Genomic DNA, 16203 nt, shown 5'->3' with positions numbered 1-16203 from the left:
CAGATGACCCCATGATCAACGTAGACCTGCAACAACTGATTCAGGCGCTGGACGCCGAAACCCGTCGCGACCTGGAAAGCTCGGCTGAACGTTGCGTCGCCCGTGGCGGCAGCAAGATCCTCGTCGAAGACCTGCTGCTGGGCTTGCTGGAGCGCCCGAATGGCCTGCTCGCACGCGCGTTGCAGGATGCCGAAGTGGACGCCGGTGAACTCAGCGCCGCCCTGCAATCGCGGGTCGAGCACAGTGCCTCGCGCAACCCGGTGTTCGCGCCGGAATTGGTGCAATGGCTGCAAGACGCCTTGCTGGTGGCCAACCTTGAACTGGGCCAGAGCCAGGTCGAGCAAGCCGCGTTGATCCTCGCACTGCTGCGCAACCCGATGCGCTACGCCGGCAGCCGCTACCAGTCGTTGCTGTCCAAGTTGAACATCGACCGCTTGAAAGAATTCGCCCTGTCCCAAAAAGAGCAACCGGCCACCGGCAAACCCGCCGTGCCGGGCGAATCGCTGTTGCAGCGCTTCACCCACAACCTGACCCAACAGGCCCGGGACGGCAAACTCGACCCGGTGCTGTGCCGCGATGGCGCGATTCGGCAGATGGTCGACATCCTCGCCCGTCGCCGCAAAAACAACCCGATCGTGGTCGGTGAAGCGGGCGTCGGTAAAACCGCCATCGTCGAAGGCCTGGCCTCGCGCATCGCTGCCGGTGAAGTGCCGCAAGTGCTGAAGGGCGTTGAGTTGCTGTCCCTGGACATGGGCCTGTTGCAGGCCGGCGCCAGCGTCAAAGGTGAGTTCGAACGTCGCCTCAAGGGTGTGATCGACGAGGTCAAAGCCTCGCCAAAACCGATCATCCTGTTCATCGACGAAGCCCACACCCTGATCGGTGCGGGCGGCAATGCCGGCGGTTCCGACGCGGCCAACCTGCTCAAGCCGGCCCTGGCCCGTGGCGAGTTGCGCACCATCGCCGCCACCACCTGGGCGGAGTACAAGAAGTATTTCGAAAAAGACCCGGCCCTGGCCCGTCGTTTCCAACCGGTGCAACTGCACGAACCGACCGTCAGCGAAGCGGTGACCATCCTCCGTGGCCTGGCCCAGGTCTACGAGAAGAGCCACGGCATCTATCTGCGCGATGACGCCGTAGTTGCCGCCGCCGAACTGTCGGCGCGTTACCTCGCCGGTCGCCAACTGCCGGACAAAGCCGTCGACGTGCTCGACACCGCGTGCGCCCGCGTACGCATCAGCCTCGCCGCCGCCCCGGAAAGCCTGGAACGCCTGCGTGGCGAACTGGCCGAAGGTGGCCGTCAGCGTCAGGCCCTGCGCCGCGATGCCGAGGCCGGTTTGTTGATCGATCACGAAGCGCTGGACGCGTTGGAGGCGCGCCTGGAAGAAGCCGAAGACGAAAGCGTCGCGCTGGAAACCCTGTGGACTGAACAGAAAGAACTCGCCGAGCGCCTGCTGGACCTGCGCCAGCAACTGGCCAAGGCCCGGGTTGCCGTCGCCGTCGAGCCCACCGTCACGGTTGAAGAAGACGCCGAAGGCACCGTGATCGAAACCCTCGAAGCGCCGGTCGACGAAACCCAAACCGTCGAAGCCCTGGAAGCCGCGCTCAACGAAACCCACAAAACCCTGACAGCACTGCAAGTCAAAGAGCGTCTGGTGAGCTTCGAAGTGTGCCCGCGTCTGGTGGCTGAAGTGATCAGCGCCTGGACCGGTGTGCCATTGGCGCAACTGGCCCGGGAGCACAACGCCAAAGTCGCGAGCTTCGCCACCGATTTGCGCATTCGCATCCGTGGTCAGGAACAAGCCGTGCACGCCCTGGACCGTTCGATGCGCGCCACCGCTGCCGGCCTGAACAAACCCGATGCGCCGGTGGGCGTGTTCCTGCTGGTCGGCCCGAGCGGTGTCGGCAAGACCGAAACCGCCCTGGCCCTCGCCGACCTGCTGTACGGCGGTGATCGTTTTATCACCACCATCAACATGTCCGAATTCCAGGAGAAACATACCGTGTCGCGCCTGATCGGTGCACCGCCAGGCTACGTCGGTTACGGCGAGGGCGGCATGCTCACCGAGGCCGTGCGGCAGAAGCCGTACTCGGTGGTGTTGCTCGATGAAGTCGAAAAAGCCGACCCGGACGTGCTCAACCTGTTCTACCAAATCTTCGATAAAGGCGTGGCCAACGACGGGGAAGGGCGCGAGATCGATTTCCGCAACACATTGATCCTGATGACCTCGAACCTGGGCAGCGACCGCATTGCCGAACTCTGCGAAAACGGCGCGCGCCCATCCGCCGAAGTCCTTGAGGAAACCATTCGCCCGGTGCTCAGCAAGCATTTCAAACCGGCGCTGCTGGCGCGGATGCGCGTGGTGCCTTACTACCCGGTGGGCGGCCCGGTGCTGCGCGAGCTGATCGAGATCAAGCTCGGTCGTTTGGGCGAGCGTCTGAGCCGTCGCCAACTGGCGTTCACCTGGTGCCAGAACCTCGTCGATCACCTGTCCGAGCGATGCACCCAAAGCGACAGCGGCGCACGCCTGATCGACCACTTGCTGGACCTGCACGTCCTGCCGCTGGTGGCTGACCGCTTGCTCGATGCGATGGCCACCGGTGAAAGCCTCAAGCGCGTTCACGCCACGCTCGACGGCGACGCCAGCGTGATTTGCGAGTTCGCCTGAGGTGGGTGTGATGTTCACTCAAGTGCCGCAGCCACTGGTCTATGCCGAAGCCTTGCTGGCGCAGTTCGCCAGCCTGTCGCGGGCGGCGGACGGTGCTGCGCTGCTGGGTGACTTCGTGCGCGGTCTGGCCGAGCTCAGTGGTTGCGAGTTGACTCAGTTGTACCTGCTGGACGCGACGCACACGTGCCTGGGCATGAACGCCGAGTGCCTCAACGGCCTCCTGCAACCCCGGGAAGCGGCGAGCCTGCCGGCGGATTACAACGGTGAACAACTGCTGCAATTCGCCCTGTGCCAGAACCGCGTGGTGTGCCTCGGCGAGTTGAGCGGCAGCCTGCACGAAACCACGTTCCTGCCGAACCAGGCGACGCCGTGGCAATCGCTGCTGTGCGTGCCGCTGGTCAATCAGCAGAAGGCCGTCGAAGGCTTGCTGCTGTGCGCCAGTCACCGGCACATCGACCTGCAAGGCTTTGCCGATTCCCTTGGGCAACTGGGCTCGTTCGTGCTCGGTCAGCTGCATTTGCTGCAACGCCTGCGCCAACCCGCCAGTGCCGCCGCGCCAGTTATCCGCAGCGTGCCGAGCATCAGTGGTTATGGCTTGATCGGCAAAAGCGCGGCCATGCGCCAGACCTATTCGCTGATCGGTAAAGTCCTGCACAGCCCATACACCGTGCTGCTGCGCGGCGAAACCGGCACTGGCAAGGAGGTGGTCGCGCGAGCGATTCACGACTGCGGCCCGCGCCGCTCCCAGGCGTTCATCGTGCAGAACTGCGCGGCGTTCCCCGAGAACCTGCTGGAAAGCGAGCTGTTCGGCTACCGCAAAGGCGCGTTCACCGGCGCTGATCGCGACCGCGCCGGGCTGTTCGATGCGGCCAATGGCGGCACGTTGCTGCTCGATGAAATCGGCGACATGCCGTTGTCCCTGCAAGCCAAGTTGCTGCGGGTGTTGCAGGAAGGCGAGATTCGTCCGCTGGGTTCCAACGACACCCACAAGATCGACGTGCGCATCATCGCTGCGACCCACCGGGATTTGGCGGTGCTGGTCAGCGAAGGCAAATTCCGCGAGGACTTGTACTACCGCCTCGCGCAATTCCCGATCGAGTTGCCGGCCCTGCGTCAGCGCGAAGGCGACATCCTCGACCTGGCCCGGCACTTTGCCGACAAGGCGTGTTCGTTCTTGCAACGGGACGCGGTGCGTTGGTCGGATGCGGCGCTCGATCACCTGTCCGGTTATGCCTTCCCCGGCAACGTGCGTGAACTCAAAGGCCTGGTCGAACGGGCCGTGCTGTTGTGCGAGGGCGGCGAGTTGCTGGCCGAGCATTTCTCCCTGCGCATGGAAGCCATGCCCGAAGACAACAGCGGCCTGAACCTGCGCGAACGCCTGGAGCAGGTCGAACGCAGCCTGCTGCTCGATTGCCTGCGCAAAAACGACGGCAACCAGACCCTCGCCGCCCGTGAACTCGGGCTGCCGCGTCGCACGCTGCTTTATCGCCTCGGGCGCCTGAACATCAATTTGGGTGATTTCGATGGGTAGGCAAACGACCTTCGATTTCACCTCATTCGCTTCTAACAGCGCCGCCCGAAAGGGCCGGCGCTTTGTCCTTTGTCTACCCCTGGAGACCCTCTGATGCCTGTTCGTCACTGGCAAGCCGTCCTGCTGACCCTCGTCGTTCTATGCGGCCTCGGCGGCTGTAGCGGCAATTACAAATTCAACGACAACACCTATCGCCCATTGGGTGATCCGCAGGCGGTCAATCGCGGCAAGTGACCGCAAGGAGCATCATCATGGAACTGGTTTTCGAAATGCTGAACACCAAGCAGTTCGTGCCCACGGATTTGTGCCAGAAGACCTTCAAGCAGGCCGGTGGCGTGATTGGCCGGGGCGAGGATTGCGACTGGATTATTCCGGACCGCAAGCGTCACCTGTCCAACCATCACGCGGTGATCAGCTACCGCGAAGGCTCGTTTTTCCTGACCGATACCAGCAGCAACGGTATCCAGGACAGCGAAAGCGGCGCGCGCCTGCGCAAGGGCGAAGCCATGCGCATCGAGCACGGCAACGTGTACGTGCTGGGCGACTTCGAGATCCGCGCACGGCTGGTGCGCGACCCGGCGACCTTCGACGTGGAAGTCGGCCGTCCGCAGGCGGCGGGCAGCATCATTCCTGACGATGCGTTCCTCGACCTCGATCCGCTGAACGCCCTCGACCAGCAAGAGCGCGTGTACTCGGAAATCGACGAACTGATCTCCCCGCGCAACGCGCCCGAAGACCCGCGTCAACGCGCCGACTACGCGCGCATCGACATGGAAAGCCTGATGGTGCCGGAGCTGATCGACGCCCCGGCCGAACCTGCGCCGGCCCCGGCGCCGAAAGCGGTGGAACGTCAGAGCGAAGGCTTCTGGGAGCACTTTGGCGCGGCCCTGGGCGTGGACATCAAAGGCCTCGACCACGACGCCCGCGAAGCCCTGGCACTGAACGCCGCACGCCTGCTCAAGCAAAGCGTCGGCGGTTTGCAGCAGAGCCTGCGCACCCGCAGCGAACTGAAAAACGAACTGCGCCTGGCCCAGACCATCGTTCAGGGCAATAACAAAAACCCGCTGAAATTCGCCGTCGATGCCGGTGAAGCGCTGGGTATTTTGTTGCAGCCAAACAAACCGGGGCAGTTGCCGGCCGAGCAGGCGATTTCCCGTTCGTTCCGGGATTTGCAGGCGCACCAGGTGGCCTTGCTGACCGCCAGTCGTGCGGCGGTGCGCGGCACCCTGGAGCACTTCTCGCCGGAACAGTTGACCTTGCGTTTCGAGCGCGACAACAAGCCGATCCTCGCCACGTCGGGCAGTCGCTGGAGAGCCTACGGGCGTTATCACCAGGCCCTGCGTCAGGACGATGACTGGAGCGAACGCCTGTTGGCCCGCGACTTCGCCCAGGCCTACGAAGAACAGATCCGCCTGATTTCCACCCTTCACACCGACCACCAAGGATGATCCGCATGTCTCGCTGCTCGACCGCTTTTATCAAGATGCTGACGGCATTCGCGGCCCTGGTGCTGCTGGCCGGTTGCTCGTCGATGTCGCCGTATTCCACCGTGACCAAACTCAACCTGAAGCTCACCGCCAGCGATCAGTTGAACCCGGACCTCAACGGGCGTCCGTCGCCGATCGTCGTGCGCCTGTTTGAGCTCAAGCACCCGGTGGCCTTCGAAAACGCCGACTTCTTCAGCCTGTACGAGCGCGCCAAGGAATCCCTGGCCCCGGACATGGTGGCCACCGAAGAACTCGAACTGCGTCCAGGCGAAACCGTCGAGCTCAAGCTCAGCGTGGAAGAGGGCAGCCGCTACGTCGGCGTCCTCGCCGCCTACCGCGACCTGCCGGAAACCAAATGGCGCTACACGGTGCAAGTCACCCCGGTTGAACTCACCGAGGCTGACCTGACCCTCGACCAGTCCGGCATCCGCAACACCCATGAAACGCTCGCCAAGGCGGTTGACTGATCATGAACTCCCATAAAGTCATTTGGCAGGAAGGCATGCTGCTGCGTCCGCAGCACTTCCAGCACAACGATCGCTACTACGACCACCAGATGAAGACCCGCACCCAGTTGTTGGGCAGTTACACCTGGGGCTTCCTGAACCTGGACATCGACTTGCAGTTCCTCAACATGGGCAAACTGGTGATCAGCCAGGCCTCGGGGATTCTGCCGGACGGCAGCCTGTTCGAACTGGGCGGCAATACCGAGCCATTGGCCCTGGACGTGCCGCCGAACACCGGCAATACGCCGATCTACCTGGCGCTGCCGCTGGTTACCGGCAACCACATCGAGGCCCGTCGCCCGGAGCAATCGGACGTGCTGGCGCGCTTCACCGCGTACGAAGCCGAAGTCGCCGACTCCAACGCCGGCGATGACTCCGCGAGCCAGGTCAGTTGCGCCCGCCCGGACTTCAAACTGTTGCTCGGCGAGCAGCAGAGCGACCAGGCCTACGTGAAGCTGAAGATCTGCGAAGTGCTCGACACCACGCCCGACGGCGTGATCAGCCTCGACCCGGATTTCGTGCCCACCTACATCCAGGCGCATTCCTCCAGCTACCTGCTGTCGTGCCTCAAAGAAGTGATCAGCATGCTCGGCCACCGGGGCGACACCATCGCCGACCGGATTCGTTCCAACGGCAAGGTCGGTGGCGCGGAAGTCGGCGATTTCATGATGCTGCAACTGATCAACCGCACCGAACTGCTGCTGCGCCATTACCTGGGCCTGGAGCAGGTTCACCCGGAAGAGTTGTACCGCACGCTGCTGACCATGCTCGGCGATCTGGCGACCTTCTCCAGCGACAGCAAACGCCCGCGCCTGGACAGCCGTTACCAGCACAGCGACCAGGGCGCGAGCTTCCGCAAACTGATGGAAGCGATTCGTCAGGTACTGTCGATGGTGCTCGAACAGCACGCTATCGAACTGGTCCTGCAAGCGCGTCAGTACGGGATCATCGTCTCGCCGTTGCACGACCACAAACTGCTGGGCACGGCGTCGTTCGTGCTTGCGGCCAGTGCCAACTGCGATTCCGAAGAACTGCGCCAACGCTTGCCGGCGCACCTCAAGGTCGGCCCGGTGGAGCGCATCCGCCAACTGGTCAACCTGCACCTGCCGGGTATCAAGGTCAAACCGTTGCCGGTGGCCCCACGGCAGATTGCGTTCCACTCCAACAAAACCTATTTCATCCTCGAACTCAGTTCCGAAGACCTGGCACAACTGGAGCGCTCCGGCGGTTTCGCGTTCCACGTGTCCGGCGAATTTGCCGAGCTTGAACTGAAATTCTGGGCCATCAGGAACTGACCGACATGAACAAGGACACGGAATACAGCCAGGACGACAAAACGGTCCTGCTCGACCGCCAGGGCCACGGCCCGGCGTCGAGTCCACTGACAGACTTCGCCGCGCCACCACGTTTCGAACAGCTCGAAGAACGCATGATCTACGCCGCGCGTCTGCGTCCGGCCGAAGCGTTCAACATCAGCCTCAATTCGCTGGTGGCTGCCTCCTCCGAGCTGCTGTCGGAAGTGGTGCGTCTCAAGCACAGCGACACCCGCGAAGACATGCACGCGCTCAACGAGCGACTGACCGCCGCGTTGAAGCTGTTTGAAGTGCGTGCCCTGCACAACGGCGCCGAAAGCAGCCAGGTGATGGCCGCCCGTTACGTGCTTTGCACCGTGGTCGATGAAGCCGTCGTGACCACGCCGTGGGGCAACGAAAGCGAGTGGTCGCAGATGAGCCTGCTCAGCAGCTTCCACAACGAAACCTTCGGCGGCGAGAAGTTCTTCCAGTTGCTGGATCGCCTGTCGAAAAACCCGGTCAAGCACCTGCCGATGCTGGAGCTGATGTACCTGTGCCTGTCCCTGGGCTTCGAAGGCAAGTACCGGGTACAAGCTCGCGGCATGCTCGAACTCGAAGGCATCCGCGACGCCTTGTATCGCCAGATCCGTCAACTGCGCGGCGACGTGCCCCGTGAGCTGTCGCCCCATTGGGAAGGCCTGAACGATCAGCGCCGCAGCCTGGTGCGCATCGTGCCGGCGTGGATGGTGGTGCTGTTCACGTTGGTGTGCCTGGTGGTGATGTATTCGGGGTTTGCCTGGGTATTGGGCGAGCAACGTGAAACCGTTCTGCAACCTTATCAGCAGCTAGATCCGGCCGCGGTCCAGCCGCAGTCGCAGCCGTAAACAGGGACGTGTGATGAAAAAGTTTTTCAAGAAAGTCGGCGCATTCTTGCGCAAGACCTGGGTCTGGACCTTGCTGGTGGTGCTGTTCCTCGCGCTGCTGGTGTGGTTCGTCGGGCCGCTGCTGGCGGTGGATGATTACAAGTTCTGGGAAACTTCGACCTCCCGCTTGTTGACCATCAGTGTGCTGTTCCTGATCTGGGGCCTGACCATGGTCTTCGTCAGTTGGCGCGCCGGTGTACGCAAAAAAGCCATCGAAGACACTGAAGTCGGCCAGGACCGTATCCGCCGCGAAGAGTTGATCGAGGAAGCGGACAAAGAGTTGAAGGTGCGTTTCAAGGACGCGCTGAAAACCCTGAAGACCTCGAGCTTGTATCGCGGTCGCAGCGAGCGCTGGCGCGGTGATTTGCCGTGGTACTTGTTGATTGGTCCTGAGGGCAGCGGCAAAACCAGCCTGCTGGACTTCTCGGGCCTTGAGTTTCCGATCAACAAGCTTGACCGCAAACTGACCCGCGACACCCACGGCACCCGTCATTGCGACTGGTACTTCGCTGACCACGGTGTGCTGATCGACACCGCCGGTCGTTACCTGGCCCAAGGTGAAAATGGCGTCGACAGCAGCGCCTGGAACACGTTGCTCGACCTGCTGCGCAAACGTCGCCGCAACCGTCCGTTGAACGGTGTGCTGGTGACCATTCCTGTGGAATCGCTGCTGTGCCCGGACGAGAAAGACCTCGAAACTCTGGCGCGCCAGGTGCGGGCACGATTGCAGGACGTGCATCAGAAACTTCACGTCGATGTGCCGGTTTACCTGGTGTTGAGCAAGGCTGACAGCCTGCTCGGGTTCGACGAGTTTTTTGATCAACTGACCCGCGAAGAAAGCGATCAGGTGCTCGGTACGAGCTTTCGCAAAGAGCAGAGCGGCGCCGACGTCACTGTGCTGCGGGCCGAGTTCGAAGAACTGCTGCGTCGCCTGAACAGCCAAGTGATCATGCGCATGCACCAGGAGCGCGACACCCAGCGCCGTGGCCGCATCCTCGACTTCCCGCATCAATTGGGGCGGATCGGCGAGCGTCTGTGCCTGTTCGTCGACATGGCGTTCACCGGCAACCGCTACCAGCGCTCCAGCCAGTTGCGTGGTTTCTACCTGACCAGCGCACCGCACCTGGTCGAAGAAATGGACAAGACCACCGCCAACATCGGCGCCAATCTGGGCATTAACGCCGGCACGCTGCCAACCCTGCGTAGCGGCCGTTCACGCTTCATTCACCATTTGCTCAGCCGCGTGATTTTCCCGGAAGCCGATCTGGCGGGCCTGGACAAACGCGAACGCAGCCGCATCCACTGGGGCCAGCGTGCCTTGTATGTGGGCGCATTGGCGGCGTTGGCGCTGTTCGGCATGCTCTGGGCCGGCGGTTTCTCTGCCAACTACGAGCGTCTGGAAAACCTGCGTTCCCTGGCCCAAAACTGGACTCAATCGCGCTCGGCGCTGACCGCCCGTGATGATTCCATGGCCGCGCTCAAGACCCTCGACACCAGCTACGCGGCAACTCAGGTCTTCCCGAAAAAAGGTGACGTGGGTTATCACGAACGCGGTGGGCTGTACCAGGGCGAAGAGTCGAACCCGGTGGTCAAGGCTGCCTACGAGCGCGAGCTTGAAGCGCAACTGTTACCACGGGTCGCGACCCTGCTCGAAGGGCAGATCCGCGCCAACATGCAGGACCGCGAACGCTTGCTCAACAGCCTGCGTGCGTACCTGATGCTGAACATGAAGGATCGCCGCGACGCCGGTTGGCTCAAGGATTGGGTCGCCACCGAGTGGTCCCAGCGTTACGCGGGCAACACGGCGGTGCAGAACGGCTTGAACACGCACTTCGAGCGTTTGTTGCAGCAGCCGTTTATCTACCCGCTCAACGATCAACTGGTGGCCCAGGCGCGTCAGGTCTTGCGTAGCGAGTCCCTGGCCAACGTGGTTTACCGGATGCTGCGCGAGCAGGCCCGCAACCTGCCGGAATACCGTTTGAGCCAACACATGGGGCCGCAGGCTTCGCTGTTTGTCGGCACCGACTATGTGATCCCGGGTTTCTACACCCAACAGGGTTACCAGCAGTACTTCTCGGTCCAGGGCGCGACGCTGGTCAGCGACATCCTGCGTGACAACTGGGTGTTGGGCGAAGGCTCGGGCATCAGCGGCATGGACTTGCGTCGCCTGATGGTCGAACTGGAGCAACTGTACTTCCGCGACTACGCCAACTTCTGGAGCGAAGCGGTCGGCCAGGTGGCATTGCCGGCGATCAGCGATTTCAGCGAGGGCGCCGAGCAACTGGCGGGCCTGACCTCGGCCAACTCCCCGGTGCTGCAACTGCTGGTGGAAGTGCGCGAGAACACCCGGTTCCCGGCAGAGGCCGACCCGGTTGATCAAGCGGCGGATGCCGCTGGCGCATTGGCGGATCAGAAAGGTAAGTTGGGCAAGCTCGGCAAACTCGCGTCGGCCGCTGCGGACAAGGCCTCTGACATGGCCGCGACCAAGAACCTGCCGGACACCGCGAAGAAATCCCTGCAACGTCGCTTCGAACCGCTGCACCGCTTGCTGGATGACAACAACGGCCCGGCCGCTGATTTGACCCCGGCACTGCAAGCGCTCAACGACCTGCAACTGCAAGTCGCGAGCCTGGCCCGCGCCAGTTCCCCGGAACAAGCCGCATTCGAAATGGCCAAGACCCGCATGTGCGGTCAGCGTGATGCGCTGAGCAACCTGCGCAACGCGTCCAACCGTTTGCCGCGTCCGGTCAGTGTCTGGTTCAACGTGTTGGCCGAAGACACCTGGCGTCTGGTGCTCAACGATTCCTACGCGTACCTGAACCAGCGCTACCAGAGCGAGCTCTACGGCTTCTATGGCAAGGCGATCAACAAGCGTTATCCGTTCAGCGCCCACAGCACCAGCGACGTGGCGATCAGCGACTTCCGCGAGTTCTTCAAGGCCCAGGGCATAGTCGATCGCTTCTTCGACACCTACATGCGTCCTTTCGTCAGCGGCGATCCGGGCAACTACCGCATGCGCAGTGTCGATGGTCACAGCCTGCCGATCTCCAAGGTCTACCTCGACCAGATGGCGGCGGCGCAAACCATTCGCCAAAGCTTCTTCGCCGAGAACCCGGCCGAGCCGCAAGTGCAATTCAAACTGGAGCCGTACACCCTCGACCCGGCCGTCAGCCGTTCCGAGTTCAAGTTTGGCGACAAGACCATGGAATACCGCCATGGCCCGATCGTGCCGGTGGCGTTCAAATGGCCGACCGATGCTGAAGACGGTCGCACCAGCCTGGTCCTCGACAAAATGGTCGGTCGCCCGATCGGTATTGAGAAGAACACCGGCCCATGGTCGCTGTTCCGTCTGTTCGACCTGATGCAGACCGAGTACCTGAACGGTCGCGACGTGCTGGTCCTGAAAGCTGACGTGGGTGGCCTGCGCGCCAACTACCTGCTGATGAGCCAACGCACGCCGAACCCGTTCGACATGGGTGTGCTGCGTACCTTCCGTATGCCGGTGCAGCTCTGATGCTGGTTGCCAGTCCCTGGCGCAGCGCTGCGCGTACCGATCCGGGCAAGGTTCGGGCGCGCAACGAAGATGCTTTCCTCGACTCGCCACAGCATGGGCTGTGGGTGGTCGCGGACGGCATGGGCGGTCATCAGGCGGGCGACATCGCCAGTCAGTTGATCGTCGCCAGCCTGGCGGAACTGCCGGTGCAGGACGACTTCGACGAACGACTCAAAGGCATCCGCCAGTGCTTGCACTGGATCAATCGCCGCTTGGGCCAGGAGTTGACCGTCACGGCCGGGCGACACGACAGCATCATGGGCAGCACCGTGGTGGCGCTGCTGGTAGAAGGCAATCGCGCGGCCTGCATCTGGGCCGGCGACAGCCGTTGCTACTTGTGGCGTGGCCAGCGCTTGTATCAGCTGTCCAAGGACCATTCGCTGCAACAGCAACTGATCGACGAGCAAAACATGAGCCTCGAAGACGCCCGCGCCCACCCTTCGGCCCATGCCCTGACCCGTGCGGTCGGGGCGGCCGATGTGCTGACCCTGGACGTGCTCGAACTCGAGGTTTACCCCGGCGATACGTTTTTGTTGTGCAGCGACGGTTTGTACCAAGGACTCAGCAGCGATGCCCTGGGCAATGCCCTGAGCCTGACCGCGCCGCACGTTGCGCTGGAGCGTTTGTTCGACGGCGCTTTGCGTGGCTCGGCCCGGGACAACCTGACCGCCGTGGTAATCCGCCAATGACTGAACTCATGCGACCGCTCGACGACCTGCTGGTGAGCGAAGAGCAGGACCACAACCTGACCTACTTTGCGTTCGCCAAGCCCCATCAGGCCTCACCGGCGCTGGCGCCGACCCGGGCCAGCGTCGCCGAACTGCCCGACGTGCTCGGCGGTCGTTACCGCATCGAGCGCCTGCTCGGTGCCGGTGGCATGGGCGCGGTTTACCGCGCACGGGACTTGCTGAACGAACAGTTCGGCGATCCCGATCCTTACATCGCGCTGAAAATCCTCAGCGAAGAATTTGCCGAATCGCCGGACGCCAGTGCCTTGCTCTACAGCGAGTTCGCCCTGACCCGACGCCTGCGCCACGACAACGTGCTGCGCTTTCACACCTTTGAAGTCGACACCGACTGCCAGCGCGCCTTCATCACCATGGAACTCATGCGTGGGCTGACCCTGGACAAATTACTCTGCGAGCGGCCCACCGGCCTGCCGTGGAAAGAGTTGCGCGACATCGCGCTGCCGCTGCTCGACGCGCTGGCCTACGCCCACGCTCGCGGCGTGCTGCACGGCGACATGAAACCGAGCAACGTGATGCTCAGTGAAGAGGGCGTGCGCCTGTTCGACTTCGGCCTCGGCCAGGCCGAAGAGGGCATCCTGCCCGGCCTGCCGCACCTGAGCCGCAGCCGCTTCAACGCCTGGACCCCCGGCTACGCCGCCCCGGAACTGCTCGAAGGCCAGCCGCTGACCGCCAGCGCCGACGTCTACGGCGTGGCGTGCGTGTTGTACGAACTGGCCGGCGGCAAACACCCGTTCCGCCGCTTGCCCTCAACCCAGGCCCGGGACGAACGCCTGGAGCGCGAACTGCGCATCCCCCGCAATCTTCCGAAACACTGCTGGCCAGCCTTGCGCAAAGCGCTGACCTTCAACGCGGCTGATCGAACGATCACCGCTGCCCAATTGCGTGACGCCTTGGGCGCCACTTCGTCTTTGCTGCAACGCCTGCGACTGCGGGCGTAACGGATGACTACCGAACAGGGGGCTAGCCATGTTCAACCCAGCTAACGAAACCCACTTCAGCCTCAAAGTCGAAGACTACGAAGGCGACCTGCAAGTGCTGTCGTTCAGCGGCACCGAAGGCATCAGCCAGCCGTATCGCTTCGACCTCGAACTGGTCAGCGAAAACCCGGACCTGGACCTGGAAAAACTCCTGCACAAACAGGCGTTCCTTGCGCTGGACGCCAACGGCAGCGGCGTCCACGGCCAGATCTACCGCGTGGCGCAAGGCGATGCGGGCAAACGCCTGACCCGCTACAAAATCTCCCTGGTGCCGCAACTCCAATACCTGCACCACCGCACCAACCAACGCATCTACCAACAGATGTCCGCGCCGAAAATCATCGCGCTGATCCTCGACGAACACGGGATCAAGGCCAACGCCTACAGCTTCCAGCTCAGCGAAACCTGCCCGGACCGCGACTACTGCGTGCAGTACGACGAAACCGACCTGCATTTTGTGCAGCGCTTATGCGAAGAAGAAGGCATTCACTACCACTTCCAGCACAGCGAAAAGGCTCATCTGTTGGTGTTCGGCGACGACCAGACCGTGTTCCCGAAACTCGGCCAGCCCACCGCGTATGTGCAGGGCAGCGGCATGGTTGCGGATGAGCCGGTGATCAAAGGCTTCAAGCTGCGCCTGGAAACCCGCACCAGCCGCACGACCCGCCGTGATTACGACTTTGAAAAACCGCGCCTGCAACTGGAGTCCGGCTACAAACCCGACGGCGAAAGCACCGAGCCAGACCTGGAAGACTACGACTACCCGGGCCGCTTCATCGACCGCGCGCGGGGCAAGTTTCTTAGCCAGAGAGCGTTGGAACGCCACCGCGCCGACTACCAGCAAGCCGAAGGTCGCGGCGACCAAACCACACTGGTCAGCGGCCACTTCCTCGAAATGTCCGACCACCCGCGCACCGAGTGGAACGACCTCTGGCTGCTCACCGAAATCTTCCACGAAGGCAAACAACCGCAAGTCCTCGAAGAGTCGGTGACCAGCGACACCACCGACAACAAAGACGACTTTCACCAGGGCTACCGCAACCGCTTCCTCGCCACGCCATGGAACGTGTTCTACCGCCCAGCCCTCGAACACCCGAAACCCCGCGTCCTCGGCAGCCAGACCGCCATGGTCACCGGCCCCAAAGGTGAAGAAATCCACTGCGATCAATACGGCCGCATCAAAGTGCAATTTCACTGGGACCGCGAAGGCCAGGCCGACGACAAAACCAGTTGCTGGATGCGCGTCTCTAGCTCCTGGGCCGGTGACCGCTACGGCGCCATCGCCATCCCGCGCATCGGCATGGAAGTGCTGGTGACCTTCCTCGAAGGCGATCCCGATCAACCGCTGGTGACCGGGTGCCTGTACCACAAGGAAAACCAGGTTCCCTACGAGCTGCCGGCCAATAAAACCCGCACCGTGTTCAAAACCCTGAGTTCGCCGGGCGGCGGCGGGTTCAATGAACTGCGGATTGAAGACAAAAAAGGTGCGGAACAAATCTTCATCCATGCCCAACGGGATTGGGATGAAAACATTGAGCATGACCAGAAGATCCGCGTGGGGAATGAGCGGCATGACACGGTGGAGAAGAACACCTACACCGAGTTGAAGGCTGAAGAGCATCGGACGACGATTGCGGATCGGAAGACTGAGACGCGGATGGATGACCACCTGACGATTGGGCAGAACCAGCATGTGAAGCTGGGGACTGCGCAGCTGACTAGTGTCGGGAAAGAGATACATCTGAAGGCTGGGGACAAGATTGTTATTGAGGCTGGGATGGAGCTCACCGTGAAGGCGGGTGGGAGCTTTATCAAGCTGGATGCTGGCGGGATTACGGTGGTTGGGCCCGTTATCAAAATCAATGCTGGTGGGGCGGCGGGCTCTGGCACTGGGATCGGGATTAAACCGCCAGTGCTGCCGGGGGCGGCGGATCAGGATAAGGCGGGGAGTTTGATGGATCAGGCGTTGATGAATGCGCCGCCTGAGAAGGTTAAACCGAAAGCTTTTTTTGTGTTTTCTGAGTGATGAATTTCGTGATGACAACAAATAAATACGTAAGGCAGATGAAGTGGTTTTCCATTGCGCTGTTGAGCTTGGGGATGAGTTCGTGTGCCTTTGCCTCTTCGTCCAGCACCGCGCAATGTCCGAGCAGCAGTTTTGCTGAGTTCGTCAAAGCTTTCTCATCCGAGCCAGAGATACAGAAAGTCTTTATCGCATCTCCTGTGAAGCATGTTCACGTGACGGCTGATGGAAAAGTACCGAAGGTAGTCGAGCGGAGCCTGAACGCGATTGCTGCTAATGAATTGAAAGTACTACTTCCGGAAAATGCCGCCAAATCGAATCTCAAGATCGAAATCAAATTACCGAACAGGGTGATCGTTCATGATGAGGCGGCCCATTATTTGAAGATTTTCGTCTTTAAGCATGGTGACTGTTGGGTTCTGAACAGAGTGGAGGATTGGGCACTCGATGCCGTGATGGATGAAATTACTCAGTCTGAGAAATCAATGCCTGGGGA

The 16203-nt window shown here is 61.9% G+C and carries 12 protein-coding genes; all 12 read left to right on the top strand.

Translation table 11 applies throughout. The features are described from left to right. The first annotated feature begins 11 nt into the window (after nt 1-11). The gene (gene tssH / locus V5E99_RS15390) at nt 12-2666 is read left to right on the top strand and encodes a type VI secretion system ATPase TssH (protein WP_499803204.1); all 2655 of its coding nucleotides are present in this window, start codon (nt 12-14) and stop codon (nt 2664-2666) included. 10 nt (nt 2667-2676) lie between these two features. After that, entirely contained in the window at nt 2677-4197 is a 1521-nt protein-coding gene (locus V5E99_RS15385) for a sigma-54 interaction domain-containing protein (RefSeq protein ID WP_499803203.1), read from the top strand. 93 nt (nt 4198-4290) lie between these two features. Next, nucleotides 4291-4431 (top strand): type VI secretion protein, encoded by a 141-nt coding sequence (locus tag V5E99_RS15380; protein WP_092276060.1) that lies wholly within the window; start codon nt 4291-4293, stop codon nt 4429-4431. A 17-nt stretch (nt 4432-4448) separates the two neighbouring features. Next, entirely contained in the window at nt 4449-5645 is a 1197-nt protein-coding gene (tagH, locus tag V5E99_RS15375) for a type VI secretion system-associated FHA domain protein TagH (protein ID WP_499803202.1), read from the top strand. Between the two features lie 5 nt (nt 5646-5650). Next, the gene (gene tssJ / locus V5E99_RS15370) at nt 5651-6151 is read left to right on the top strand and encodes a type VI secretion system lipoprotein TssJ (protein WP_499803201.1); all 501 of its coding nucleotides are present in this window, start codon (nt 5651-5653) and stop codon (nt 6149-6151) included. Between the two features lie 2 nt (nt 6152-6153). After that, nucleotides 6154-7485: a type VI secretion system baseplate subunit TssK gene (tssK, locus tag V5E99_RS15365; protein ID WP_499803200.1), complete on the top strand. Its 1332-nt coding sequence runs from the start codon at nt 6154-6156 to the stop codon at nt 7483-7485. Nucleotides 7486-7490: 5 nt separating this feature from the next. Next, nucleotides 7491-8366: a type IVB secretion system protein IcmH/DotU gene (gene icmH, locus V5E99_RS15360; protein ID WP_499803199.1), complete on the top strand. Its 876-nt coding sequence runs from the start codon at nt 7491-7493 to the stop codon at nt 8364-8366. A 13-nt stretch (nt 8367-8379) separates the two neighbouring features. Then, nucleotides 8380-11919 (top strand): type VI secretion system membrane subunit TssM, encoded by a 3540-nt coding sequence (gene tssM / locus V5E99_RS15355; RefSeq protein WP_499803198.1) that lies wholly within the window; start codon nt 8380-8382, stop codon nt 11917-11919. After that, complete coding sequence (locus tag V5E99_RS15350; protein WP_499803197.1) at nt 11919-12647, top strand: PP2C family protein-serine/threonine phosphatase; 729 nt, start codon at nt 11919-11921, stop codon at nt 12645-12647. The genes tssM and V5E99_RS15350 overlap by 1 nt, the downstream gene beginning before the upstream one ends. After that, on the top strand, nt 12644-13645 hold the full coding sequence (locus V5E99_RS15345; protein ID WP_499803196.1) for a serine/threonine-protein kinase: 1002 nt from the start codon (nt 12644-12646) through the stop codon (nt 13643-13645). The genes V5E99_RS15350 and V5E99_RS15345 overlap by 4 nt, the downstream gene beginning before the upstream one ends. Nucleotides 13646-13673: 28 nt before the next feature. After that, a complete protein-coding gene (locus V5E99_RS15340) occupies nt 13674-15710 on the top strand; it encodes a type VI secretion system Vgr family protein (RefSeq protein WP_499803195.1) in 2037 nt (678 codons plus the stop codon). Nucleotides 15711-15721: 11 nt separating this feature from the next. Then, a partial coding sequence (locus V5E99_RS15335) for a hypothetical protein (protein WP_499803194.1) occupies nt 15722-16203 on the top strand: 482 nt, incomplete at its 3' end.

The organism is Janthinobacterium sp. LPB2021202312-11-4, assembly GCF_037049705.1.
Classification (GTDB): Bacteria; Pseudomonadota; Gammaproteobacteria; order Pseudomonadales; family Pseudomonadaceae; genus Aquipseudomonas.
This window is presented reverse-complemented; position numbering and strand designations above follow the sequence as displayed.

What these genes read in the sequence shown, in the direction of transcription:
- tssH (WP_499803204.1), top strand. Translation starts at nt 12, where the DNA reads ATGATCAACGTAGACCTGCAACAACTGATTCAGGCGCTGGACGCCGAA.
- V5E99_RS15385 (WP_499803203.1), top strand. Translation starts at nt 2,677, where the DNA reads ATGTTCACTCAAGTGCCGCAGCCACTGGTCTATGCCGAAGCCTTGCTG.
- V5E99_RS15380 (WP_092276060.1), top strand. Translation starts at nt 4,291, where the DNA reads ATGCCTGTTCGTCACTGGCAAGCCGTCCTGCTGACCCTCGTCGTTCTA.
- tagH (WP_499803202.1), top strand. Translation starts at nt 4,449, where the DNA reads ATGGAACTGGTTTTCGAAATGCTGAACACCAAGCAGTTCGTGCCCACG.
- tssJ (WP_499803201.1), top strand. Translation starts at nt 5,651, where the DNA reads ATGTCTCGCTGCTCGACCGCTTTTATCAAGATGCTGACGGCATTCGCG.
- tssK (WP_499803200.1), top strand. Translation starts at nt 6,154, where the DNA reads ATGAACTCCCATAAAGTCATTTGGCAGGAAGGCATGCTGCTGCGTCCG.
- icmH (WP_499803199.1), top strand. Translation starts at nt 7,491, where the DNA reads ATGAACAAGGACACGGAATACAGCCAGGACGACAAAACGGTCCTGCTC.
- tssM (WP_499803198.1), top strand. Translation starts at nt 8,380, where the DNA reads ATGAAAAAGTTTTTCAAGAAAGTCGGCGCATTCTTGCGCAAGACCTGG.
- V5E99_RS15350 (WP_499803197.1), top strand. Translation starts at nt 11,919, where the DNA reads ATGCTGGTTGCCAGTCCCTGGCGCAGCGCTGCGCGTACCGATCCGGGC.
- V5E99_RS15345 (WP_499803196.1), top strand. Translation starts at nt 12,644, where the DNA reads ATGACTGAACTCATGCGACCGCTCGACGACCTGCTGGTGAGCGAAGAG.
- V5E99_RS15340 (WP_499803195.1), top strand. Translation starts at nt 13,674, where the DNA reads ATGTTCAACCCAGCTAACGAAACCCACTTCAGCCTCAAAGTCGAAGAC.